Annotated in this window: 17 protein-coding genes; 6 read left to right on the plus strand and 11 right to left on the minus strand. The window is 67.5% G+C overall.

Annotated elements, in window-relative coordinates:
* Positions 1–6 precede the first annotated feature (6 nt).
* A complete protein-coding gene (locus ACZ5LB_RS05005; protein WP_464605028.1) occupies positions 7–480 on the plus strand; it encodes a hypothetical protein in 474 nt (157 codons plus the stop codon).
* Positions 477–1,184, plus strand: coding sequence for a lysophospholipid acyltransferase family protein (locus ACZ5LB_RS05010; protein ID WP_464605030.1), 708 nt, complete (start codon positions 477–479; stop codon positions 1,182–1,184). The genes ACZ5LB_RS05005 and ACZ5LB_RS05010 overlap by 4 nt, the downstream gene beginning before the upstream one ends.
* Before the next feature lie 38 nt (positions 1,185–1,222).
* Here ACZ5LB_RS05010 and ACZ5LB_RS05015 read toward each other — a convergent pair whose 3' ends face one another.
* The 3 genes from ACZ5LB_RS05015 to ACZ5LB_RS05025 all read right to left on the minus strand — a co-directional run bounded on the left by ACZ5LB_RS05015 (position 1,223) and on the right by ACZ5LB_RS05025 (position 7,173).
* The gene (locus ACZ5LB_RS05015) at positions 1,223–1,513 is read right to left on the minus strand and encodes an addiction module antidote protein (protein ID WP_464605031.1); all 291 of its coding nucleotides are present in this window, start codon (positions 1,511–1,513) and stop codon (positions 1,223–1,225) included.
* A gap of 464 nt (positions 1,514–1,977) precedes the next feature.
* Positions 1,978–2,205: a hypothetical protein gene (locus tag ACZ5LB_RS05020; RefSeq protein WP_464605033.1), complete on the minus strand. Its 228-nt coding sequence runs from the start codon at positions 2,203–2,205 to the stop codon at positions 1,978–1,980.
* 3 nt (positions 2,206–2,208) lie between these two features.
* Entirely contained in the window at positions 2,209–7,173 is a 4,965-nt protein-coding gene (locus ACZ5LB_RS05025) for an RHS repeat-associated core domain-containing protein (RefSeq protein ID WP_464605035.1), read from the minus strand.
* 428 nt (positions 7,174–7,601) lie between these two features.
* Between ACZ5LB_RS05025 and ACZ5LB_RS05030 the strand changes: the two genes are divergently transcribed.
* Positions 7,602–8,789, plus strand: coding sequence for a hypothetical protein (locus tag ACZ5LB_RS05030; protein WP_464605036.1), 1,188 nt, complete (start codon positions 7,602–7,604; stop codon positions 8,787–8,789).
* 71 nt (positions 8,790–8,860) lie between these two features.
* On the opposite strand, the gene ACZ5LB_RS05035 is transcribed toward ACZ5LB_RS05030, so the two are convergent.
* From ACZ5LB_RS05035 to ACZ5LB_RS05065, 7 genes are all read right to left on the minus strand, one after another.
* Positions 8,861–11,872 carry a protein kinase domain-containing protein gene (locus ACZ5LB_RS05035; RefSeq protein ID WP_464605037.1) on the minus strand — a complete coding sequence of 1,004 codons (3,012 nt, stop codon included), beginning with the start codon at positions 11,870–11,872 and terminating at the stop codon, positions 8,861–8,863.
* Between the two features lie 76 nt (positions 11,873–11,948).
* On the minus strand, positions 11,949–13,355 hold the full coding sequence (locus tag ACZ5LB_RS05040; RefSeq protein WP_464605038.1) for a flotillin family protein: 1,407 nt from the start codon (positions 13,353–13,355) through the stop codon (positions 11,949–11,951).
* Entirely contained in the window at positions 13,355–13,891 is a 537-nt protein-coding gene (locus ACZ5LB_RS05045) for a hypothetical protein (protein WP_464605039.1), read from the minus strand. The genes ACZ5LB_RS05040 and ACZ5LB_RS05045 overlap by 1 nt, the downstream gene beginning before the upstream one ends.
* 82 nt (positions 13,892–13,973) lie before the next feature.
* Positions 13,974–14,582 (minus strand): outer membrane protein, encoded by a 609-nt coding sequence (locus ACZ5LB_RS05050; RefSeq protein WP_464605041.1) that lies wholly within the window; start codon positions 14,580–14,582, stop codon positions 13,974–13,976.
* Positions 14,583–14,970: 388 nt separating this feature from the next.
* A complete protein-coding gene (locus ACZ5LB_RS05055) occupies positions 14,971–15,477 on the minus strand; it encodes a hypothetical protein (RefSeq protein WP_464605042.1) in 507 nt (168 codons plus the stop codon).
* A gap of 10 nt (positions 15,478–15,487) precedes the next feature.
* Positions 15,488–15,790, minus strand: a complete 303-nt coding sequence (locus ACZ5LB_RS05060) for a hypothetical protein (protein WP_306600657.1) — start codon at positions 15,788–15,790, stop codon at positions 15,488–15,490.
* Between the two features lie 82 nt (positions 15,791–15,872).
* Complete coding sequence (locus ACZ5LB_RS05065; RefSeq protein ID WP_464605043.1) at positions 15,873–17,438, minus strand: peptide chain release factor 3; 1,566 nt, start codon at positions 17,436–17,438, stop codon at positions 15,873–15,875.
* Between the two features lie 161 nt (positions 17,439–17,599).
* Here ACZ5LB_RS05065 and ACZ5LB_RS05070 point away from each other — a divergent pair, with 161 nt between their 5' ends.
* A complete protein-coding gene (locus ACZ5LB_RS05070) occupies positions 17,600–18,769 on the plus strand; it encodes a GNAT family N-acetyltransferase (protein WP_464605044.1) in 1,170 nt (389 codons plus the stop codon).
* A gap of 7 nt (positions 18,770–18,776) precedes the next feature.
* On the opposite strand, the gene ACZ5LB_RS05075 is transcribed toward ACZ5LB_RS05070, so the two are convergent.
* On the minus strand, positions 18,777–20,417 hold the full coding sequence (locus ACZ5LB_RS05075) for an NAD(P)/FAD-dependent oxidoreductase (RefSeq protein ID WP_464605046.1): 1,641 nt from the start codon (positions 20,415–20,417) through the stop codon (positions 18,777–18,779).
* Positions 20,418–20,523: 106 nt separating this feature from the next.
* On the opposite strand from ACZ5LB_RS05075, the gene ACZ5LB_RS05080 reads away from it, so the two are divergent.
* Together ACZ5LB_RS05080 and ACZ5LB_RS05085 are read left to right on the plus strand one after the other, a co-directional pair.
* Positions 20,524–21,591 carry a quinone-dependent dihydroorotate dehydrogenase gene (locus ACZ5LB_RS05080; RefSeq protein WP_464605048.1) on the plus strand — a complete coding sequence of 356 codons (1,068 nt, stop codon included), beginning with the start codon at positions 20,524–20,526 and terminating at the stop codon, positions 21,589–21,591.
* A gap of 13 nt (positions 21,592–21,604) precedes the next feature.
* A complete protein-coding gene (locus tag ACZ5LB_RS05085; protein ID WP_464605050.1) occupies positions 21,605–22,615 on the plus strand; it encodes a zinc-dependent alcohol dehydrogenase family protein in 1,011 nt (336 codons plus the stop codon).
* The last annotated feature ends 366 nt before the right edge of the window (positions 22,616–22,981 follow it).

Raw genomic sequence — 22,981 nt, forward strand, 5'->3', positions numbered from 1 at the left:
CGGGACATGTGGCTTTCGCTGCTTGAACGGCAAGGCATCGCGGTGGGCTGGGACGAGCTCGTCACAGGCTACGACTTCGGCCTGCTCACCCAGGCGGAGATCCAGGACTGGCTGCTGGCCCACGGCCCCCTCGCCCCCAAGGCCCTGGCGGCCCTGGAGGCCCGGGAGCTGTTCGAGGCCGCCCTGTGGGAGGCCAGCCGGGAGGCCACGGGCAAGGTGCCCCGCCCCGGCGGGCACCGGTGGGGCGCCGCCCAGGACCGCTGGCGCCTGGCCCTGCTCCGGGACGTCATGGAGGCCCCGCTCACCGCCGAAGCCCTTGCGGTGGCCGTGGAGACCATCTACGAGAAGGTGGGGTGCCCGGAGGACATGCTGGGACTCTGGACGCGCGGCTGCCCCTGGGAGAAGCGGGCCCCGGTGGCGGACCGCTCGGCCATCGAGCGGTTCATCCAGGACCGCAACGGCATCGGCGTCGCCCCGTGAACTACCCCCCGGGCCACCCCGCCCCCGCCCTGCGGCTCCTGGCCGCCCTGGGCGGCGCGGCCCTGGCCAGCGGAGCCATGGGCTGGCGCCGGCGCCCCCAGTGGGCCCTGCACCGCTGGGCCGGGCGGATCCTGCGCCGCCTGGGCGTGGAGGCCACCCTGGCGGCCCCCGTGCCCGAAGGCGGCCAGTTGTGGGTCTCCAACCACCTGAGCTGGCTGGACCCGGTGGTCTTCCTCAGCCTCCGCCCCAGCGGGGCCCTGGCCAAGGCGGAAGTGGCCGCCTATCCCCTCATCGGCTCCGGGGCCCGCAAGGCCGGCCTGCGGTTCGTGGACCGCGACAACCTCTTCAGCCGCGCCGCCGCCCTCAAAACCCTGCGCCGGGACCTGCGGGGAGGGCAATCCTTCCTGCTCTTCCCCGAGGGCACCACCACCACCGGCGACCTGGCCCCCCTGCGGGAGGGCGGCCTGCGCATGGCCTACCGCCTGGGCATTCCCGTGCTGCCCTTCCGCCTGGAGGGCGCCGACCCGCAGTACCCCTGGGTGGGCGCCGCGACCCTCCTGCCCCACCTCCGGGGCCTGGCCCGGGCCCGCCGGACGCGCATCTCCGTGCGCCCCGGAGAGGTGATGGAACCCGCCGCCTTCCCCACCGAGGACGGCTTCGTGGAATCGATCCGGTGCCACCTCGACGGGGCGTGCCGGACTTGAGGAAATGCCGACCCTGCTTCCTGCGCTCTCCGTGTGGTTCAGGCATGGGCGGCATGGAGCCGCAGGCCCAGTGCGTTGATGACCTTCACTACCGTCGCGAATTCCGGATTGCCGTCTGGAGCGAGCGCCTTGTAGAGACCTTCACGGCTGAGTCCAGTGTCACGGGCCAGCTGCGCCATGCCTCGAGCCCGGGCGATGTCCCCCAGGGCCGCGCGGATAAGGCTGCCGTCCCCGGGGTCCTCCTCGAAGCAGGCTTCGAGGTAGCTGGCCATCTCCTCCTCACTCTGGAGGTGTTCGACCACATCCCATTTCTTCAGATTGATGCCCATCGCGTTCTCCTAAAGTTGCTTCGCCAATTCCAACGACCGTTTGATGTCCTTGGCCTGGGCGTCGGCAAGTCCGGCGAACCAAGCGTCAAAGACCTCCGTGGTGAGAACCGCCCTCATTTTTAAAGTGTGAACCAGAGTTCACGCCTGTCCAGGGCCGACAATGCTGTCTGATTTGTAGTTGCACCGGTTTCCTCAGGAACGGCCTCCAGGCTTGAATTACGAACCTCATGACCCTAAGATTTCCGAATCCATACCTCCCGGCGCCCCCACGAGGGTGAGATAGATGAGCTATTCCGAGGTATGTCCCCCTTCATTACCCAACTTCAATTTCCGATATTTCTTAAATCCTACTGGCAATCTGACTCACCCAGTTCGTAGCGTCAGCAAAGGCAGCATTGGGGTCTGTTCCCACCATGCCTTATGCATCCGAAGACTACGTCTGTCCCAAACGCGACAAGTTACGCCTAATGCAGCCTGTGCGCGAAATCATAGAAAAAGAAGGAGAGCAGCAAAAGGTATAAAATACCCATCGCCCGAATTATCCTTACCTTCTGCTTGTCCCGTACATCACCAAATACCTTTAGCCACCAACCCCAGCCTATATCCCAAACAAGCAACGGCTTAACAAGAGACACTATCCCAACTGCGAATAGCAAAGCCAGAATAAATACTGCGGCCACCTTGTTAGCCACGCCTCACCATCCTTTCAACAAGTCAGAGTTCCACGTGAATGAAAATCCTGGACCACCTGCGCCAATTTCATAGGCGCTAGTTCCCGTATCAACGGAAGTTGTGAATCCCCCCGCAGCGCCAAAATCGCCTTGAAAAGTAAAAGAAGTTGAATTAAGAAAGGCAGCAACGGCGGCTTTGTCGTGCGGACCATCGAAAATTGTGCCAAAGACGATGCTTACACCTTTGCCTATTCCAAATCCCTTATTGAGGTTCCAGTAACGCCGCCCCCATTTGTCAATGGTTAGCGAAATCCCTCCACCAACACCAGCAAATATGGCACCAGTAACCGTAACGTAATCAGGGGTCCGTACCGGCTCATCAAAAGTTATTTGCGGCCGGATCCACCCATAAGAAGATTGTCCAGAGATTTCTCCGACCACCCCCCAGGTCATTCCCTCAGGCGCATTCCCCGACGGAGAGCTTGACGAGGAGCTGCCACCCTGGCTTGTTTGCATCCAATAGTTGCGCGAACCCCAAACCGATACCGATGGAATTGGAGCCCCGAGATACCCACCAACCAATTGCGCATACGAAAAACCTTCGGTCCCCTTTGGGCCAATATACAGAATTACCCGCGTAGACCCGCCGGCCCAGAAGTCCGCGCTCCGGTCCCACCCTGCCGGCGCTTCCTTGTAGGACAAAGGAACACCACCCGCCATTCCGCTCGGGTCCGTGACCATGAAGGGGCTTCCGCCTGCATACGCATACTGGTTGGCCTGGAACGGATCGGCGCCCTGATCGCTGTTGACGAACCGGTGCCAGGGCGCGCAATAGAACCTGCCCTTCATGTACGTCAGTCCGCTTGGATCCGCCTGGAGGTGGCCCGTGTAGCCGGTGGAGGGTTCATACCCGGTTTGAAGGATCCGTTCCCCAAAGGGGCCGAAGAACTGGCGCCCCTCCTCGGCACCGTTCGATCGCGAGGTCACGAGGATCGGCGTTCCCAGATGGTCCGCATGGAGTTCATGCACCCCCGCCGAATCGATCTCAGCGATGGCGAGGCTCCCCAGGTAGACGATGTCCCGGGAGGCGAAGGTGGCCGGCGCCGGGCTGGTCTGCCGGAATTCCGTAAGGAGTTGGCCACCGCTCGAATAGGCGTAGACCCGGTTCAGCAGGGCATCGCCGGTGTTCGTCCGGCTGGATCGCATTCCGGACGGCAAATAGGCGGCCCGGTCGGCCCCGGCGGCCTGGAGCCACCCCAGGCCATCCCATTCGAGGGAAACCTGGGGGATCCCGGCACCCGGGGCCATGGCGAACGTCTGGGCGTTTCCGTTGGCGAGGTAGGACCATCCCGTCACGGCGCCGTTGGTGGCGGTGGGAGGCGTCCGGTTGCTGGCGGAGGGGACCGCCAGGGAGAAGTTGATGAGGGCGTTCGAACTGGACATCAGGGCCGAAGCATTGTTGCCGAATTCATCGTGGCCAAATTCCAGGGAGCCCACCGTGGTTCCCACGGCTATCCCGGAACCCGGGGAAAGCGTGGCCCCGCCCAGCCGCCCCTTGACGTCATGGGTGAGGGAAGTCCATTCCCCCGCCTTGGTCAGATGAAGGTTCAGGTCGAACTCATAGGACCGCGTCAGCGGAGCGGATCCGTAGGGGCCGATCTCCTGCTTCTCGACCTTCCCTCCCGTTGCGGAATAGGTCCAGGAATTGTAGGCGCCGGATCCGAACAGCAATTCCTGGCGATTCCCCCAGCCATCGTAGGTGACCGAAGCCAGGGTCGTGGCAGCAGGCGCAGTACCCAGGAGAACCTGGGAAATTCGCCCAAAGCTGGCGGCGCCGCCGTAGACGTACGTGATCGTCCTTCCGGACGGGTAGGTTATGGACGCCAGCCTTCCCGCGGAGTCGTAACCGTATCCGATGCTCCATCCGGACATCCCGGCTCCCGACACGGTTGCGCTCTCGTCGGTGATCCGACCGAAATCATCGTAGGTGAACGTACAGTCCGTGGAGCCATTCGGGTTCGAGGCCGAGGAAGAAGCCAACAGGGTCCCCGCGTACGTGTATTTCACCTCCGCACCAGTCCCGGAAACCTTCCTGATCCTGCCCAGGCCATCCCACTGGGTGGTGCGTTCAAGGCCGGAGGCATCCCGGGTCGTCTGGGGGCGCCCCTGCGCATTGAACTGGCGATAGGTGGTGGTCCCCGTTTCCGGCATGGTTTTGGAGGTCAAAAGACCGAGCCCATTATAGGAGAAACTTCGCGTCTGGGTGGCGCCACCCGCCGGGGTGGTCGAGGCGGAAAGCAGGTGCCCCAGGGCATCGAAGGTGGATGCCGTCACCGTACCGGAGGGATCGGAGGAACGAACCACCTCACCCCAGAGATTGGATGACGAGGAGGTCGAATAGGGCGTTCCCGCTTCCGGAGTATAGGTCACCGTGACCCCACGATTTTCCGCGGTGGCCGTGTAGGAATACCCCACAGCCGGCCCTTCGGGCGGAACGATGCGCGTGGGGCGCCCCAGTTCATCGTATGTGGTCACGACGGATCGGCTGGCGCCGTCCTTGTTGGTTTCGGTCCGGGTCACGGGATTGCCATTCGAATCGTACGTGTAGTGCTCCGTCACGCCATCCCCGCCCCGTTTGCGGGTCAGGATCCGGCCGAAGCCATCCCGGGTCTCTCGCGTCTCCAGTCCGTTCTGGGTTGCGACCTGGGTCCACGCGTTCGGATAGGCTATGGCGACCGGTGCCTGCCCCTGGGTCTCCCGGGTCAGGACCCGGCCCCGGCTGTCGTAGGTCAGGGTCGTTTTCACACCGTTGGGATCCACGGCCTCCAGGGGACGATCCGCGCTGTCGAACTGTGCCCAGGAACGGGTAAGGCTCTCATTACCGCCCGGGACATCATAGGTCACCGACAGGAGCGTGGGTTGGCCGCTGGAGGGATCCAGCGTGTACACGCTGGAGGCCACGCCCACGTTGTCCGGAAGCGCCCCGCCCGCGAACGTCCGGTTGCCGAGGAACCGCCCGGAAGGCGGATCGTAGGTGAGGACGGTTCCCATCTTTCCGTCCGCGCCGCCGTCCAGGTACTGCTTGTTCGGCAACCAGGTGACGGGGTCGTATTCGATCCTTTGTACCGGCGCCGTGCGCGTCGTGCCTCCACTCGTGCGGCTTCTGGTCACGGTGATGGGCCGTTTGGGGTCCAGGAGGTCGGGATGATCCTCGTACGTGTACGTCGTGACGTCCACATCCGCGCCCGCGGTGGTCGTGACGGTCAGGGGGGCGCCGGAATCCGGGTCCAGGTTCGACTGGACGGCGATCGTCGGGCTTCCGCTGGACGAGGTCGAACTGCCGGAGGCGAGCGAGAGGGTGTCGTCGATCCCAAAGAAACCATAGGCCGTGCTTGTGGTCGAAAGGACCTCCCCCTGCGCTCCGAGGAGGGTGGTGGTGATGGGCGCCGCGTTCCCGAAATGGGGATCCGAGGGGGGAGCGAACTGGTAGCGGACCGTCGGGACCGGCACAGGGGTTATCCCCGGGCCGGACCAGGATTGGGAAGCGGTCGTGACCCAGGAACTCAGGCTTCCAACCCTGGGAAGGGACCAGGTCCAGGTGCGGTTCAAGGTGGTGTTGGACTGGGGATCGTGGGAGGCGGCCGCCGCGACGCTCTGGAAATGGCCGTCCATGCCGAGTTCGGGGTTGTTGAAGGGGGCGGTGGTCCAGGTGAGGCTCGTGGCCACGCCGAGGGCGTCGGTGAAGCTTCGCAGGTCCCAGGTCCCGGAATCATAGGTGAAGGTGCTGAACTGATCCGCAGCCCAGCCTCCGGACGAAACGGAAGGCGAAGGCAACGGAAGCGCCGCCCCCATCCAGCCCGGCAACGCCAGGGTCGCGGGATTGCCGAACCGGACCTCGGTGGGCCTCAGGACCGGGCCGCCGGCCACCGGCGTGGGATTCAACCTTTGCGCCAGCCCGGAGTAGCCGGTCACCTGCATGGAGGGGGCCGCCACGCCCAGGTAGTCCAGGCGCGCCAGGACCTGCTCATTCGAGGAGGAGCCCGCCGCCGGGATGGCCCACTGCACCTGGAGTCCTTTGGCCCGGGAGTTCAGGACCTTGACGGTGCGGACCTGGGAAATGCCGGCGGGGAGCCCCGTGGTGAAGACCTGATACCTGAAGGTGACCGCATGGCCGAACCGGTCCAGCCAGAGGATCGGGACAAAGGTCCCGTTTTCCCCCAAGGGCGCGAAGACCCGGGCCTTGTCACGGTCCATCACGACCCAGAAGGCATCAACGCCCGGAGCAAGGATTCCGGCTTGGGCCGCCCAATTTCCCAAGCCGGCCTGGTTCGTGTAATAGGCGGCCAACTTCCCGCCGGAGGCCACACCGAAGGTGCTGGGATTCCGCGCGGCCAGGCCGAAACATTGAGCCAGGTTCACGCTGCCGGTGGTGCAGTTTCCCAGAGCCGGGAAATCCTCCATGGAAAAGGTCCTGCCATCCTCCAGCACAAAATACTGCAAGGGATGGTAGACATCGTCCTTGGTGGACGTGCTTCCGTCCGAAATCATTTCCATGTCGCCCGTTGTGATGAAGCCGAAATGAATGGTCCCGAATGGGTTACGAGTCAGTCCCTTGGCGGTTGGAACGTAGGTGCGGTAGTTCCTGCCGCTGTCGGGGTCCACGACAAGCGTCCACACATCCAGCATGGCGATTTCCGTCACCGGCGACGCGTTGTACCGGAAGACAACGGGGATGGGAAGATCCCCGGGAACCGGGGCGCCGGCCATCGTCAGGGTCAGCGAGCCGGTGGCGGGGTCCACCCCCCACCCCGTGCCGAAACCCGTTGCCTGGAGTGGGTACATGACCCGCATCGGCGCCGCGGGTTCGAGGGGGTGGGCGAGGAGCAGGGACGCGGCGACCCAGCCCATCCTCGCCACCCTGGCCAGACGCGGGAGCAGGCCTTTGCGGGCTTGCTGGAGTATAAAAAGCGGATTGCAGAGGCGTTCCATGGAATCCTTCCTGCCGGTCCTGAATGGGCTGTTTTGATTCGTGAACGGTACTGCCTCCGTGGAGGGAACGTCAAGCCGTCCTTCGCATGTGAGAACACCTTCCCCAAGGGCGATGGAAGATTGACCGAGGTGGCCAACCAAGCGCCAACTCCCACGATCCGCCCAGGACCGCGCAGCCCGTGTGTCAGGCTCGCGTCCGGGGCCCTTCCGCCCGCAAAAATGCATCCGTCCCCTCGGAAACGGCCTCCAGGCTTGAATCACGAACCTCGTGACCCTAAGATTTCCGAATCCATACCTCCCAGCGCCCCCACCCAGTTTTAAATAATTCCTAGGAAGGAGTGAATCCCGTGAACCATGGACTGTCTGCGGCGATGTTGTGCGTTTGCCTTGCGCCCAATCCCGCCCCTGCCCAGACCATCCCCCTGGATATGCTTCCCGTCGTTCTCAAACTCCAGGACCAGTCGATCTTCACGGAGAAGGCCTGGATCTTCCTCCCCCTGGAAGGGGACCCCCTCGTCATCACCGGCGAGGAACCCGGAAGCCACGACGTCCGCCTGCCCACGGAGGGCTTGCGATTCGGCTACCGGTCCTTCCGGAACGGCTTCTTCTGGGACATCCGGAGGGCCGTCACCCGGGAGGACGGCAAGGAGGTCAGCCAGTCCATCCTCCTGAGGCAATCCGTGAACGCCCATTCCGGCCCATGGGAACGGGTCGGCCAGATCGACACGAGCTGCGGACTCACCAATTACCTGGTGCCCCTGGACAAGGAAGGGCGCTTTCTGGGGATCAGTCCCTTTTTCGGGTATGTGAAGGACGGCCAGGCTTCGCTGGTGGCCACCTTCAGCCTCCGGAACGGGAAGCTCGAACTCCAGGAGGTGATCGGCCTTCCCTTCGGCACGGCGAAGAACCTCGCCAGCGTCAAGACCACCACCTTCCCCCTGCCCCCCCTCCGCCCCGGCGAGTCGCCCAACCGTGAGCCGCGGCGGCTCCAGTCGTGCCTCTTCTCGCCTGCGGCCCTGCGCCCGGACCTGTGGTTGCCGGTCCTGCTGCCGGACCACCTGGCCCTGGCGTCCTCCAGGACGGGGGTCATCTGGCTCCTCAGCCTGAAGGACGGTGCCGTCCACCGCACCGTCGACCTGGGGCACCTGGAGGTCGGCGACATGGAGAAGCTCGGCCACCTGGATCATTTCCTCCTGGCGGCCACCCCCGACGCGGACAACCGCCTGATCGTCGCGACCCGTTCCCCCGACGTGCTCCTGTTCGCCAAGTCCCTGCACACCCCGCCGGGGTCCCCGGAGGAGGTGGCGGTGGAAAACAGGCGGCGGTTCAAGGAAATCATCAAGGAGAAGACGGACATCCATTGGTGGGCCCTGGATCCCGAAACCGGCGAAAAGGAGAGCCTGGACGAGGGCGGACGCTTCCCGGACCGCGTGCCCTTCGACCGGCAGGGCCAGCTGCGCTTCCTCTTCACCCCCGCCGGGAAAGTCCATCTGCATTCCCCCGGCCCCTGGACGGACCTGGTGCGTGGCATGGGGTTGAAGATGCCCGTGCCGCCCCGCGAACCCGGCGAGGTGGAGCCAGCGGACCGGCCGAAGCCCGCCGGAAAGCCGAACTGAATTCACGTTTGCCTTGGTGGAGTCGGAATAATTTCACTGACGCTGAGGGCCCAGCGTAAGCGCCGCCGGCCTCAAACGCCCCCCCGGAGCTCCTTCAGCGGCCCCAGGCCGGGATCCATGCGCTCCACCCCCGCCAGCAGCTTCCGGGCCGTGGCCCGCAGGGCCGGGGCCTTCGCCGGCAGCAGTTCCGCGGCCAGGAGGTTCGCCCGGGCCAGGGCCAGCTCGGTTTCCCAGCTGGGGATGCGGTTCAGGGTCCGGGCCCGCTCCAGCTTGGCCAGGGCCTGGGTGAGCGCGGGCTCCGGAGAGGCGTGCTGGGACGCGAGCCAACGGGCTTCCACCAGGGCCAGGAGGCCCGCCTGCAGGGGATTGTCGTAGAAGGTCGGATCCAGGGATTCGCCCTTCTGGCAGGCGCTCTGCCCTTCCTTCAGATAGGCCACGGGGCTCCGGCCCACCTTCAGTTCCTGCTCGGCCATGATGCGCGCCGCCAGGGCCCAGGTGCCGTGGCCCAGGGCCGCCTTGGGGTCCAGCTGCACCGTGAGGCGGGCGAAGTCCAGGGCCCGGGCCAGGGTCGGGCCCGCGAAATGCCCGGTTTCCATCTCCCACTGGCCGCGCCGGGCGGTGTAGTAGGCGACGTTGTTCAGCAGGGCCTGGTCCCGGGGGTTGATGGCCAGCCCCCGTTCGAAGGCCTCCATGGCCCTCTGGAACCAGATCCCCGGATCCTGCCCGTGGTCCAGGAGGAATTCCGCCTCGGCGCCCGCGAGGCCGCCCACCCAGTCATGGTTGCTGGCCAGCTCCGGCTGGAGCTGCACGAGGCGGGCCCCCAGGGCCAGTCCCGTCTCCACCGTGGCCCGAGGGTCCCGGCCCTTGCGCCGGTCGTCGTCGGCGGCCACGAAGCACAGGAGGATGTGCCCGCGCAGGACCGTGATGTTGGCCGGTTCGAGGGCGGCCGCCCGCCGGAAGTGGTCCGCGGCGCCCTGGATCCAGGGCTCCGGCTGGCCCCCGTGGTAGCGGAGGTACTCGGCGTTGGAGCGCTGGAGGCCCGCCATCAGGATAAGGGGGCCGGTGCCGGTGTCGGACACGGCCGCCTTGCGGGCGGCCTCCAGGGCCTTGGCGTTGGCCTCGATGGGCGAAGCGCCCCGGTGCCGCAGGGCCTCGGCCCAGGTGCCCCAGATCTGGGCCCGCATGAGCTGGGCGTCGGCGGCCTGGGGATCGCAGACGAGGGCCTGGTCCACCCGGCGCAGGGCTTCGTCCCGGCGGGTGGGGTCCAGGGTTCCGGTTCCATGGATGGCCAGGCGGAGGGCCAACAGGCACCGCCTGGCTTCCGCCAGGTACAGGTCCGGGTGGCTCCGGGCGATGCCCAGGGCCGTGCCGAAGGCCTGCGCGGCCCGCCCCACCGCGGCGGCCGAATCCTGGAAGAGCCCCCGCTGGAAGGCGGTCTCCGCCTCGTCCAGGGCGGCATCCCCCATGAGCTTGTGGGCCTCGAATAGGGCCGGGTCCTCGTCCAGGGCCTCCCGGGCCAGGCGCGCGGCATCCCCGTCGCGCCCTTCGTAGTAGGCGAGCAGCCCCTTCAGGTAGGGCTCGTCCCCGGCTAGGCGGATGAAATCCAGGGCCGGCTTCCGGTAGGTGCGCTCCAGGTCCTGCTTCATGGCCGTGCGGGCATCTCCGATGCGCTCGCGCTCGGCCTCCTCCAGGCCGCGCCGGTACAACTCGCCCAGGGTGGAGCCCAGCGCCTGGGCCACCTGGGGCTCCCGGGCGCCCAGTTCCCAGGCCCGCATCAGCTGGTCCCGGGCCTCCCGGTACTCGCCCAGGACCAGGTGCCCCCGGCCCAGGGCATAGGCCCCCGGAGCGTCCGCCAGGCCCGGCCGGTCCGCCATGTCCTCCCGGATGGCGGCCATGGCCTGCCGCACCCGGGCGAGGTCGCGCCCGAGGTCGTGGGCGGGAAGGAGATGCGCCACCCGGAGCGACCACTCCAGATCCTTGACCTGTTCCCCGAAGCGCCGGGCCAGTTCAGCCTGGGCCCGGGCGCGCCAGGTGCTCCGGGCATTCCAGGCGGTGGCCGAGCCGCCCAGCAGGACGGTCAGGGTCAGCAGCAGGGTGGCCACCTTGTGCCTGCGGGCGGCCTTCCCGGCCAGGTAGAAAAGGGACGGGGACCGGGCGAGGATGGGTTCGCCCCGGCTGAACCGCTCCAGGTCCTCGGCCATGAGGCGGGCGCTGGCGTACCGGCGGTCCGGTTCCTTCTCCAGGCACTTCTGCACGATGACGGCCAGGTCCACGGGAAGGCCGGGCACCAGGGAACGCAGGCCCGGCGCCTCCGTGCCGGACAGGGCCACCAGGGTCTGGGCGGCGTTGGGGCCGCGGAAGGGCGGGCGGTTGGCCAGGAGGAAGAAGAACGTGGCCCCCAGGGCGTACACATCGGCCCGGGCGTCGATGCGGCCGGTAACCCCCATGGCCTGTTCCGGCGCCATGTAGGCAGGGGTGCCCACCACCTGCTCGTCGATGGTGAGGGAACCGCCCTCCTGCTCCCGCGCCAGGCCGAAGTCCATGAGGAAGGGCGTGACGCCCCCGGGGCGGTCCTCCAGCATGATATTGGAAGGCTTGATATCCCTGTGGATGAGGCCAGCCTGGTGGGCGGCCTCCAGGGCGCCGGCGGCCAGGGTGATGATGCGGACCTTGTCGGCGAGAGCCAGGTCCTTCCCCCGCTGGGCCAGGTTGCCCCCCTCCACGTACTGCATGGCGATGAAGGGAACCCCTTCGAACTGCCCCACTTCGTAGACCTTGCAGATGATGGGATGGTCCACCCGGGCCTGGGCGCGGGCTTCCTGCTCGAAGCGGGCCAGGATCTGGGGATCCTGGTTCCGCACCAGCTTGAGGGCCACGATGCGGTGGAGGTAAGGGTCGTAGGCCTGGTAGACGCGCCCCATGCCGCCCTCGCCCAGCAGCGGCCCCAGGACGAACCGCCCCACCTGGCGCCCGGGTTCCGGGGCCTGCCCCAGCCATTCCGGCAGGGTCAGGGGGCGCTCGGCGACCGTGTCCGGGAGGGTGGGGTCGTCCTGGGAGGGCGCGCCCGCGCCCGTCCAGTCCATGTCCGGACCAGGCCATCCAGGCGAGGTGATCCTCCGCTTGTCCTCACTCCCCATCCAGCCATCCCTTGCGATGCTCCTAGTCTACCTTGGATTCGCCCGCCTCCTCGGCCAGGCTGCCCAGGTACTCGGGCAGCCGGATGCCCGCCAAGCCCGCCACGTCGTGCAGGGGCGGCAGGCTCTTGATGAGGCCGGCGAGGAAGGCGGAGGTGGCGGTGCCGTCCTTGCCCGCGCCGTCCCACACGGTGACCTTGTCGATGCGGATGTTGCGGATGGCTTCCACCTGCAGCTGGACGATCTGCTCGATCTTCTCGGTCATGAGCAGGGTGGCGGCGGCCTTGGCGTCGCCGTTGCAGCTGGCCACCAGGTCCTGGTACCCGGCCGCCTTGCTGGCCAGCACCTTGCGCAGGCCTTCGGCCTCCGCCTGGTACTTGAGCAGGATGGCGTCGGCGGTTCCCCGGGCCTCGCGCCGGGTGCGTTCGGCCTGGGCCTCGGCGGCGATCTCCACCTTGCGCTTGTCCACCTCCTGGCGCACCACCTCCTGGGCGTTCAACCGCTCCAGCTCGGCCTTGTACTGGGCCTTCTGGATCTCCGCCTCGGCCTCCCGGCGGGCCACTTCGCCCAGGCGCGCGGCCTCGGCCTGGCGCACCGCGAGCCCGGCGTTGGTGCCGGCGATGGCGGCCAGGGCCTCGTTCTCGCCGCCCACGGCCGTGGCCTCCTGGTGCTTGATGTAGACGCGCTGGTCGGCCTCGGCCCGCTTCTTTCCCTTCAGCGCCTCGGCCACGTTCTCGGCCACGCGGATTTCCCGCTCCCGGCTGGCCTCGGATTCGCCGATGCTGCCGCACTTCTCCTGCACCGCCACGTCCACCTTGGCCTGATTGATGGCCTCCGCCGCGGCCTTCTTGCCGATGCTGTCGATGTAGCCCGACTCGTCGGTGATGTCCGTGATGTTCACGTTGATGAGGTAGAGCCCGATCTTGTTCAGCTCGGGGGAGACGTTCTTGCGGATGGCCTCCAGGAAGCTCTCCCGGTCCTGGTTGATCTGCTCGATGGTCAGGCTGGCCACCGTCAGGCGCAGCTGACCGAAGATGATCTCCTTGGCCATCTCCTCGATGTGCGAGGGGCTGAGGTTGAGCAGCCGCTCCGCCGCGGCGGTCATGATTTCGGGTTCCGTGGAGACACCCACCGTGAAGGTCGATGGAACATTGATTCGTATATTCTGCATCGAAAGGGCTTTTTGCAGCGGAATGCTGATGGTCATGGGCGTCAGGCTCATGAAGGCCGAGCCCTGGATCAGGGGCAGCACCAGGACGCCGCCGCCGTGGATGCACCGCGCCGACTGCCCGGCGCCCACCTTCCCGAAGACCACGAGGATCTTGTCGGACGGGCAGCGCTTGTACCGCGAGGCCAGGAAGACGAGGGTGAGGAGGAGGAGAAGGGCGAACCCGAGGACCGGGAACACCCAGAGGTTGATGGATTCCAGCATTACATCTCCTGGGAGAGGGATTGGACAATGGCGAGGGAACGCTCCACGCGCACCACGCGGATGGGGGTACCGGTGGGGAGCCCGCCGCCTGACGCCTCCTCGGCGTCCATTTCCCGGATGCGCTGGCCGATGCGAACGTTCACGCGGCCGGTCCCCCTTTCGGGGATGCGCTCGTGGACCGTGCCTAAGCACCCGACGGCGGCCCGGGGCGGGATCGTCCCGCTGGACTGCAGGTTCTGGGCCAGGCGGAAGACCCGGGCCAGGATCCCCACCGTGGCCGCCCCCGCCAGGAACCCGCCCAGCAGGGACGGCACCGCCCCGGCGCCGGTCTGGCGAGCCAGGGCGATCCCCACCAGGCCGGACATCAGGAAGAACGACGAGAGGCCCTGGACGCTGAGCACCTGGAAGTCATCCCCGTCATCCCCGTCGTCTCCGTCCATGCCGGCGAGCATGGTGACCAGGCGCGCCACCGCGCCCAGGGCCCCCAGGACCGCCAGGCCGAGAAAGATCACTTCCAGGCTGGATAAGGAACCCACCGTGCCTCCCTGGTGATTACCTGTCCCCACTGGCAGAAAAAATCCCGCCCCGGTGCGGGGCGGGAGGGAGGTAGGAAAGAACCTAGAAGGTGTAACCGGCCACCAGGGACAGGACCGACATGTCGTACTTGAACCTGCCGGTGTTGCCAGAAATGGTGAAGTCATTCTTGAAGGTCGAAGCGCGGTAGCCCAGTTCCACGCTCCAATGGGGGCTGAACTGGTAGCCGGCGAAGAGGCCGTGGGCGAGGCCGCTGGAGGTGCGGGAAAGGGTGAGGCCGCCCATGGTTTGGGGCAGTTCAAGTTCCAGTTTGGTGGATCCGTAGCCCAGACCGGCGCCCGCGTAGAATCCCTTCGCCGGGCTCCCGTTGAAGTAATGGAGGTAGTCCGCTCCCAGGGTGTTGAGGGATGCGGTCGTCTCCACCCTGCCGTCGGTCGACACATTACCGAGAGGCGTGTTGATGGATGAGGGCTTGCCGATGGACGCCGCGCCGTCCAGTCGCGCACGGATCATGTGGCCGGCGCCCAGGTCCCAGCGCCCGAACAGGACCACCTGGGCTCCCGAGGAACTGTCCGTCAGCTTTCGCATGTCCCTCTGCGGCAGGGCCACGCCGAGTTGGAGGCCGCCGGTGAAGTCTGCGGCGGACAGGGACGCGGCACCGAGGAGGAGGGTGGTGAGAAGGGGGATTTTCATGGATACTCCAGAGAGGCCAGGATCGGCCAGCAAGTCCCCTCCATTGTCATTAATTATTAATTGATGTCAACGCTAATTAGGCTATATTTATCACTTGGAATCACCATCTATTGCATTATTTATAATCCAACCAATCCAAAGCGCGCTCTGGACCTTGATCTACCGGATTGGGCCTTCCCGACTTTGAAGCCTGAAGCCATTCCTCCGCGCCCCTCCGCGAGTCCTCAACGTCTCCGCGTTTCAAGTGGCTCTCCAGGCGGGTCGGCGCGTTGCGTCAGTGGACGGTTGCGCCGGCACACACCAGCAGCCCATTGGACGCGGAGGTGCGGAGGATCTCGCGGAGGGTCGCGGAGAACCGCCTTTTGGGATACCGAGCGCCCCAGCGGTACTAGTCGACCCGGAACGTGTCCAGGAAGGCCCGGAGCCGCGGGTCATCCGCCCGTTCCACCGTGGCCTGGGCGTGGTGCAGGCGGCCGCGTTTGAGGACGACGATGCCCTCCACCCGGGCCCCGGAGGCGGTCCTGGCCCGGTAGAGGAAGCCGGGGCCACGGCCGGCCGGCAGGTCCTCGCGTTCCAGGGCGCCCAGGCGCTTGGCCAGGAAGCCCTGGAAGGTGGCCAGGGCGGCGGGGGTGGTGTCACCGCCCTGGGTGCCGGGGGGGAGGTTGCCCACGTCCACCCGGAAATTCAGGTCCATGCGCCCGGGAGGCGTATAGGCGTAGCTGTGCCATTGGATGTAGCCGAAGGGCGTGTCCTCGGGGTAGATGGCCTGCCGGGGCTCCCCCGGGAACGTGGCGTGGACCTGCAGGTTCGGCTGGTCGAAGGCGTAGGGCGTTTCCCGGGCGCAGGCCAGGAGCAGGGCCGCACAGGCCAGGGGCAGGACCGACCGGGCCTTCATCGTCCGGCCTTCAGCGGCTGTAGCGCCGGAGCATCCGCATGTTCCGCCGGTAGGCCGCGCCCCGGGTGAAGTTGATGGCCACGGGCTTGGGGAAGCGCGTGATGGAGCTGGCGAGGCTGATGAAGGTGCGCACGGTCTGGGCGGCGACCCGGCCCTGGCGGGCCGCGTTGTCGTAGTAGACCATCAGGGCGCTGCGCATGATGGACTTGGGGAGGTTGAAGAGACCGTACGATTCCAGGACATCGTGGTTGATGCGGCGCGTGCCGTCATTCTCCGTGACGATCAGGTCTTCCGGCTTGATCTCCTGTCGCATTCCTGAGTCTCCTACCCTGCTATCGGCTGGGCTTGGGTTCAAGCTAAGCGTAAATCGCGAAGGCTTCAACAAGAATTAATGATTACTGGGCATGGTCCAGGAAGGTCAGGTCCGGATTCTTCTCCTTCGTGGTGCGGCGCTGCCAGTCGTTCTCGAAGAGGATGGCCGGGTTGCCGTCGGCGTCCTCCACCAGTTCGCCCCAGAACCGGCTGGGTTCGGGCCAGCCGCCCTGGAGCCACCGGGCCATCTGGAAGCTGCGGGGCTCCATGATCACGGGGCAGGCGTACTCGGTCTTGAGGCGGTGCTGGAGCACATCGAACTGCAGGCGGCCCACGGCGCCCAGGATGGGCAGGGGCGCGCCGCCCCGGGGCCAGAACACCTGGACCACGCCCTCCTCGGCGATCTGCTGCACGCCCTTCAGGAAGCCCTTGCGGGCCCCGGGATCGGCCAGGCGCACGGATACGAACTGCTCGGGGGAGAAGCGGGGCACCGCGTGGAACTCCACGGGACCGGCGGCGCTCAGCACGTCCCCGATGCGGAACATGCCGGGGTTGATGAGCCCGAGGATGTCCCCGGGGAAGGCCTCGTCCACGATGACCCGCTCGCGCCCGAAGAACATGTGGGGGTAGTTGAGCTTGATGCTCTTGGCGCCGCGCACGTGGAGGGCGTCCATGCCCCGCACGAACCGGCCCGAGACGATGCGGGCGAAGGCCACCCGGTCGCGGTGCGCCTTGTTCATGTTGGCCTGGACCTTGAAGACGAAGGCCGTGAAGGGGGCGTCCACGGGCACCTCGCCGCCGTCCATGAGGGGGCGGGCATGGGGCGCCGGGGCCATGGCCAGGAACTCCTCCAGGAATTCCGCCACCCCGAAGTTGTTCAGGGCGCTGCCGAAGAAGAGGGGGGACTGGCGCCCGGCGAGGAACTCCTCCAGGTCGAAGGGGGGCAGCACGTGGTCCATGAGGTCCACGTCGTCGCGCAGCTGCTGCAGTTCGGCGGGGGTGAGCAGGGCCTTGATCTCGGGGTCGTCCAGGCCCCCTTCCCCGGCCACCCGGGCCTTGCGGCCGGCCTTGGTGCGCTCGAACACCTGGATCTGGCCGGTGGCGCGCACGTAGACGCCCTTGAAGTCCGTGCCCGAACCGATGGGCCAGGTCATGGGCACGGCGTGGAGGCCGAAGAGCTCCTCCACCTCGTCGATGAGCTCCACCGGCTCCCGTCCCGGGCGGTCCAGCTTGTTCACGAAGGTGAAGATGGGCAGCGCCCGCTCCCGGGCCACCCGGAACAGCTTCTTGGTCTGCTCCTCCACACCCTTGGCGCAGTCCAGGAGCATCACCACGCTGTCGGCGGCGGTGAGGGCCCGGTAGGTGTCCTCGCTGAAGTCCTGGTGGCCCGGGGTGTCCAGGAGGTTGATGACGTGGTCCTGGTACTCGAACTGCATGGCGGCGGAGGTGACCGAGATGCCGCGCTCCTGCTCGATCTCCATCCAGTCGCTCTGGGCGTGGCCCGCGCCCTCGCGCCCCTTGACGCTGCCGGCGCGGTCGATGGCGCCGCTGTAGAGCAGGAGTTTTTCCGTGAGCGTGGTCTTGCCCGCGTCGGGGTGGCTGATGATGGCGAAGGTGCGCCGGCGCTTGATTTCTTCGTTCAGATGCATGGGTTCCGTCACAAAAAGGGAGCGGCGCCGGGTTGGCGGCGACCGCTCTCCTTCATTCTAACCGCGATGGCCGGCGGGAAATCGGAAGGTGCGACACACGATTCGGAAATCCATGGCACACTTCCAATCTGTCATTTCGCCTTAAGCCAAAAGGGTGCACCATGGTAATAACCGACACCGACATCCGCGATTCTCGGCCCAGGGCCCGCAAGGCGGCCTGGGAGATCCGGGAATTCCGCGGGCGGGACGGGCTCCAGCGGCTGGAGGAGGACTGGCGCCGCATCTGGTCCTCGCTGCCGCTGCGCACCAGTTTCCTTTCGTACGAGACCTGCGCGGCCCACGTGGACCACATGATGGCCGACCCCGGCCAGCTCCGCTGCCTGGCCCTGGACGACGGCCAGGGGGTGCGCGGCATCTGCCTGCTGGAACCCAGGGTGGAGGGACGGCTGGGGGTTCCGGTGCCGGTGTGGGGCGTGCTCTGGCCCCGGCACGGGCATCAGGCGGACGTCCTTTGCGCCGACGACGAGGCGCGCCGGCGCTTCCTGCCGGCCCTGGCGGCCCACGTGCGGCGCAATCCCCTGGGCCGGCCCCTGATGGCGCTGGGGCCCCTGCCCTCGGGTTCCCCCTTCTGGGAAGGCCTGCGCCACCTGGGGCCCCCCTGCCTGGACCCGAAGGAGAGCGTGCGCTTCCTGGACTGCGGCCGCCCGTACCGGGACCTGGCGGAAGGCCTGTCCGGCAACTTCCGCCGCAACCTGAAGACCGCCCGGAACCGCCTGGCGGCCCTGGACGACGTCCGCTTCATCACCGCCCGCGAACCCCGGGACCTGGAGGCCGAATTCAGGACCTTCCTGGAGGTGGAGGCCTCCAGCTGGAAGGGCCGGGCCGGCACGGCCGTGAAGTTCCGCAAGAAGCAGCCCGCCTTCTTCGCCGCCCTGGCCGAAACGTTCCAGGGCGAAGCCGGCCGGTTCGAGATCCACGCGCTGTACGCCCAGGGGCGCTGCCTGGCCTCGATCCTGGGCACCCGCACCGGGGCGGTGTTCTCGGCCCTCAAGACCGCCTACGACCCCGCCTTCGCGCGGGTCTCCTCGGGGCAGGTGCTCCTGGCGCGGGTCATCGAGCTCTGCTGCGAGGACCCCGAGATCCAGCGCATCGACCTGGTGAGCGACGCCCCCTGGCTGCGGGGGTGGCGCACGGAGCAGGTGGATCTGCAGCTGGCCTACGTGGACACCGGCGGGTGGCGGGGGCGGGCGGCCGTGGCCCTGCTGCGGCTCCGCCTCGGCCCGCTGCGCAGGCTGGCGCGCTGGCTGCGGGAGCGAACGGCGAAGGGCTGACGGCGCCTCAATACTCGGTGGCGTAGTCCCCGGCCTTGACGTTGCGCTGGAAGGGCAGGAACGGCGCGGCGCCGCAGGTCTGGGCGATCCATTCGGCCACCCGGATGCCGTCCACCGCGGCCGACGTGATGCCCCCGGCGAACCCGGCGCCCTCGCCGCAGGGGTAGAGCCCGGGGTGGCTCACGCTCTGGCCGTCCTCGCCCCGGATCATCTGCACCGGGCTGCTGGTGCGGCTCTCGATGGCCAGCAGCAGGGCCTGGCGGCTGGTGAAGCCGTGGATCTTCCGGTCGAATTCCGGCAGGGCGCCCCGCAGCTGCTCCTGGACGAAGTCCGGCAGGCAGGTGCCCACGTCGCCGGGCACGGCGAAGGGCCGGAAGCTGGTGGGGGGAAGGTTCCCGGAGGCCCGGCCCCTGAGGAAGTCCTGGACGCTGGTGGCGGGCGCGCCGTACGTCTCGCCCGCGGCGCGGAAGGCGGCCTGCTCCCACCGGCGCTGGAAGTACATGCCGGCCAGCAGGTGGTCGGAGCCGAAGTCGGAGGTGTTCACCTTGGCCACCAGGCCCGAGTTGGCGAAGCCCGAGTCGCGCCTGGCGTTGCTCATGCCGTTGACCACCACGCCGCCCGCCTCGGAGGCGCACTGGATCACCTCCCCGCCGGGGCACATGCAGAAGGAGTACGCGGCCCGGGCGGGGCCGAAGTTGCACACCACCTTGTAGTCGGCGGGGGCGAGGCTGGGGTGGCCCTTGGAGGGGCCGTACTGGGCCTGGTCGATGAGCACCTGGGGATGCTCGACCCGGACCCCCATGGCGAAGGCCTTCTGGCGCATGGCCACCCCGTGGCCGTGGAGCATCTCGAAGGTGTCCCGGGCGCTGTGGCCCGGGGCGAGCACGATGGCCTCGCAGGGGAGCTCCTCCCCGTCCTCCAGCACCGCCGCGGCCACGGCCCCGTCCCGGAAGCGGATGTCGGCGAGCCGGGCCCGGAACCGGTACCGGGCGCCCCGGGCCTCGGCCTCCTTGCGGATGAGCACGGAACACTTGCGGATGACGTCGGTGCCCACGTGGGGGCGGGCCAGGTACAGCACCTTGGGATCGGCCCCGAACTTCACGAAGGTCTCGATCACGAACCGGATGGCGGGGTGACCGATGCGGGTGGTGAGCTTGCCGTCCGAGAAGGTGCCCGCGCCGCCCTCGCCGAACTGGGCGTTGGCGTTGGGGTCCAGCACGGCCTCGTTCCACAGGCCGGCCACGGCCCGCACGCGCTCGGCCATGGGCGCGCCCCGCTCCAGCACGATGGGCTCGATGCCGTAGTCCAGGAGCCGCAGGGCGCAGAAGGTGCCGGCGGGGCCGCTGCCCACCACCACCACCCGGGGCTTTTGCGCCACCTTCGCCACGGTCCACGCCACGGGCCGGGGCGCGGCGTCCAGCTGGGCGCCCTTGGGAAGGGGCGCGTCCGTGAGGTCCCGGGAGGTTTCGAAGGCCAGGGTGGCCAGGAAGCGGATGGAGCCCTTGTGCCGGGCGTCGAGGCTCAGGCGCTCGAGGACGGGGTCCAGGTAGTCACCGGGCTGGCCCCCGAGGTGGGCGGCCAGGGTCTCCCGGAGGGGGTGCTTCTCCTCGCCGAGCGCCAGGGGGAGGTTCGAGATCAGGTGTCGCATGGCGCTCCTCGGCGAAGGGATTCTTCGGAATCAAGGCCGGAACGAGGATTATACGATCGGAGACCCCGGCGTCATAATGAAGTTCCACCCGACCCAGGCGAGGCCCATGAACCGATCGTTCGATCCCTATGCCCTCCTCCGGCCCCTCATCTTCAGGATGAATCCGGAGCTTGCCCATCGGACCGCCTTCGCCCTGGGCGGATTCGCCCAGCGGATCCCCGGCGCCCTGGGAATCGCCCGTTCCCTGTGCGGACAGCCCGAGCCCACCCTGGCCCGGGAGGTGTTCGGCCTGCGGTTCCCGTCGCCGGTGGGCCTGGCGGCCGGCCTGGACAAGGGGGCCGAACTGCTGCCCCTGTGGAAGGCCCTGGGCTTCGGCTTCGTGGAGATCGGCACCGTGACCCCCCGGGCCCAGGCGGGAAACCCCAAGCCGCGGGTCTTCCGGTTCCCGGAGGAGAACCTCATCCTCAACCGCATGGGCTTCAACTCCGAAGGATCCGAGGTGGTGGCCCGCAGGCTGCGGCACCGGCCCCCGGGGCTGATCGTCGGGGGCAACATCGGCAAGAACAAGGAGACCCCCGAGGAGGAGGCGCTGCGGGACTACGCCGCCGCCTTCCGCGCCATCGCGCCCCTGGTGGACTACGTGGCCCTGAACATCTCCTCCCCCAACACCCCCGGCCTGCGCCGGCTGCAGGCCCCCGAGCAGCTCAAGCCGCTCCTGGAGGGCATGCTGGAGCTGCGCCGGGAGGTGGGGCTCGAGCGCCAGCCCCTGCTGGTGAAGCTGGCCCCCGACCTGGACGCCCGGGAACTGGACGCCACCGTGGACGTGATCGTCGCCAGCGGGGTGACCGGCCTGATCGCCACCAACACCACCCTGGACCGGAACATCGTCTCGGAGATGAACCGCGCCAAGGTGGAGGCCCTGGGCATGGGCGGGCTTTCCGGCCGCGGCCTCAAGATCAAGGCGCGGGAGGTGCACCGCCAGGTGCTAAGCCGCATCCCGCCCCACATCCGGCTCATGGCCTGCGGCGGCATCGGCAGCGGCGAGGACGCGGCGGTGGCCCTGCAGGACGGCGCCGCCCTGGTGCAGATCTACTCCTCGCTCATCTTCGAAGGTCCCATGCTGGTGGGGCGCATGAACCGGGACCTGGCTGAGCGCACGTACTATTCGGGTTGAAACGAGGACGGCCATGAAGACCTACGAATACGCACGACTCGGCCTGGAGAACCTGGCCCTGGTGGAACGCCCCGTGCCCGTGCCGGGTCCCGGCGAGGTCCAGGTGCGGTTCCACGCCGCCTCCCTGAACTACCGCGACCTGCTCTTCGGGCTGGGCTCCTACAACCGCAACCCGCGGCTCCCGGCCATCCCAGGTTCCGACGGGGCCGGGGAGGTGACGGCCCTGGGCGAGGGCGTCACCCGCTGGAAGGTGGGCGACCGGGTGTTCCCGTCCTTCATGCAGGACTGGCAGGACGGCCTCCTGACGCCCGCCCTGCAGCGGTCCGCGCTGGGCGCCGGCGACCGGGACGGGGTGCTGCGGGAATTCGGGGTCTTCCCCGAGCAGGGGCTGTCGGCGATTCCGGAGCACCTCTCCTTCGAGGAGGCCGCCACCCTGCCCTGCGCGGCGCTGACGGCCTGGAACGCCCTGGTGGAGATCGGAGGCATCAAGGCCGGCGACACCATCCTCACCCTGGGCACCGGCGGGGTCTCGCTCTTCGCGCTCCAACTGGCCAAGCTGCACGGCGCACGGGTGATCGCCACCTCCGGCAGCGACGCCAAGCTGGAAACCGCCCGGAGCCTGGGGGCCGACGCGACCATCAACTACGTGGCCACCCCGGACTGGGACAAGGAGGTCCTGCGCCTCACCGGCAAGCGGGGCGTGGATCACGTGGTGGAGGTGGGCGGCGCGGGCACCCTGCCCCGGTCCCTCAATTCGGTCCGCATGGGCGGCCTGGTCACGGTGATCGGCGTGCTGGCCCAGGGCACCGGCCTGGATCCCACGAAGATCCTCATGAAGGGCCTGAAGCTCCAGGGCGTCTTCGTGGGCTCCCGGCGCATGTTCGAGGACATGAGCCGGGCCATCGCCCTCGCGCGCCTGAAACCGGTCATCGACCGCACCTTCGCCTTCGACGAGGTGCCCGAGGCCCTGGCTCGCATGAAGAGCGGGGCCCACACCGGGAAGATCGTGATCCGGATGGCCTGAAGCCTTCCCACGAGAGGAACGCCGCGGCCGCCGATCTTGTCATCCCATAGGTCCACTTGATGGGGACCTATGTCGGGACAAGATCCCGAAGGGCGGCATCCTTGTTCGCGCCCTGAACATTTGAACCCACCCGCGCCCCAAGCCAAGGATCCGCGGCAAGGCGCCAAACCGATCCAAGGCTGGCGGAGATCCCACGTATTGATGAATTATTAAACGTTGACGAAATATCAGATATTTCCTTGCAAGCAAACATTAAAAACATATTTTATTTATAACAATTTCGGAGACGCCATGCCGCGCCCCTCCCTCCGTGATCCGCATTCTGGAACCATTACAGCGGTAATTTTGGCAACCCTCACTCTGGCC

It is taken from the genome of Mesoterricola sp. MK458, assembly GCF_055384935.1.

Bases quoted from the DNA above. Each gene is read 5' to 3' on its own strand.
- ACZ5LB_RS05005 (WP_464605028.1), top strand. From the start codon at position 7: ATGTGGCTTTCGCTGCTTGAACGGCAAGGCATCGCGGTGGGCTGGGAC.
- ACZ5LB_RS05015 (WP_464605031.1), bottom strand. From the start codon at position 1,513: ATGGGCATCAATCTGAAGAAATGGGATGTGGTCGAACACCTCCAGAGT.
- ACZ5LB_RS05025 (WP_464605035.1), bottom strand. From the start codon at position 7,173: ATGGAACGCCTCTGCAATCCGCTTTTTATACTCCAGCAAGCCCGCAAA.
- ACZ5LB_RS05030 (WP_464605036.1), top strand. From the start codon at position 7,602: ATGCTTCCCGTCGTTCTCAAACTCCAGGACCAGTCGATCTTCACGGAG.
- ACZ5LB_RS05035 (WP_464605037.1), bottom strand. From the start codon at position 11,872: ATGGACTGGACGGGCGCGGGCGCGCCCTCCCAGGACGACCCCACCCTC.
- ACZ5LB_RS05040 (WP_464605038.1), bottom strand. From the start codon at position 13,355: ATGCTGGAATCCATCAACCTCTGGGTGTTCCCGGTCCTCGGGTTCGCC.
- ACZ5LB_RS05050 (WP_464605041.1), bottom strand. From the start codon at position 14,582: ATGAAAATCCCCCTTCTCACCACCCTCCTCCTCGGTGCCGCGTCCCTG.
- ACZ5LB_RS05055 (WP_464605042.1), bottom strand. From the start codon at position 15,477: ATGAAGGCCCGGTCGGTCCTGCCCCTGGCCTGTGCGGCCCTGCTCCTG.
- ACZ5LB_RS05060 (WP_306600657.1), bottom strand. From the start codon at position 15,790: ATGCGACAGGAGATCAAGCCGGAAGACCTGATCGTCACGGAGAATGAC.
- ACZ5LB_RS05065 (WP_464605043.1), bottom strand. From the start codon at position 17,438: ATGCATCTGAACGAAGAAATCAAGCGCCGGCGCACCTTCGCCATCATC.
- ACZ5LB_RS05070 (WP_464605044.1), top strand. From the start codon at position 17,600: ATGGTAATAACCGACACCGACATCCGCGATTCTCGGCCCAGGGCCCGC.
- ACZ5LB_RS05075 (WP_464605046.1), bottom strand. From the start codon at position 20,417: ATGCGACACCTGATCTCGAACCTCCCCCTGGCGCTCGGCGAGGAGAAG.
- ACZ5LB_RS05080 (WP_464605048.1), top strand. From the start codon at position 20,524: ATGAACCGATCGTTCGATCCCTATGCCCTCCTCCGGCCCCTCATCTTC.
- ACZ5LB_RS05085 (WP_464605050.1), top strand. From the start codon at position 21,605: ATGAAGACCTACGAATACGCACGACTCGGCCTGGAGAACCTGGCCCTG.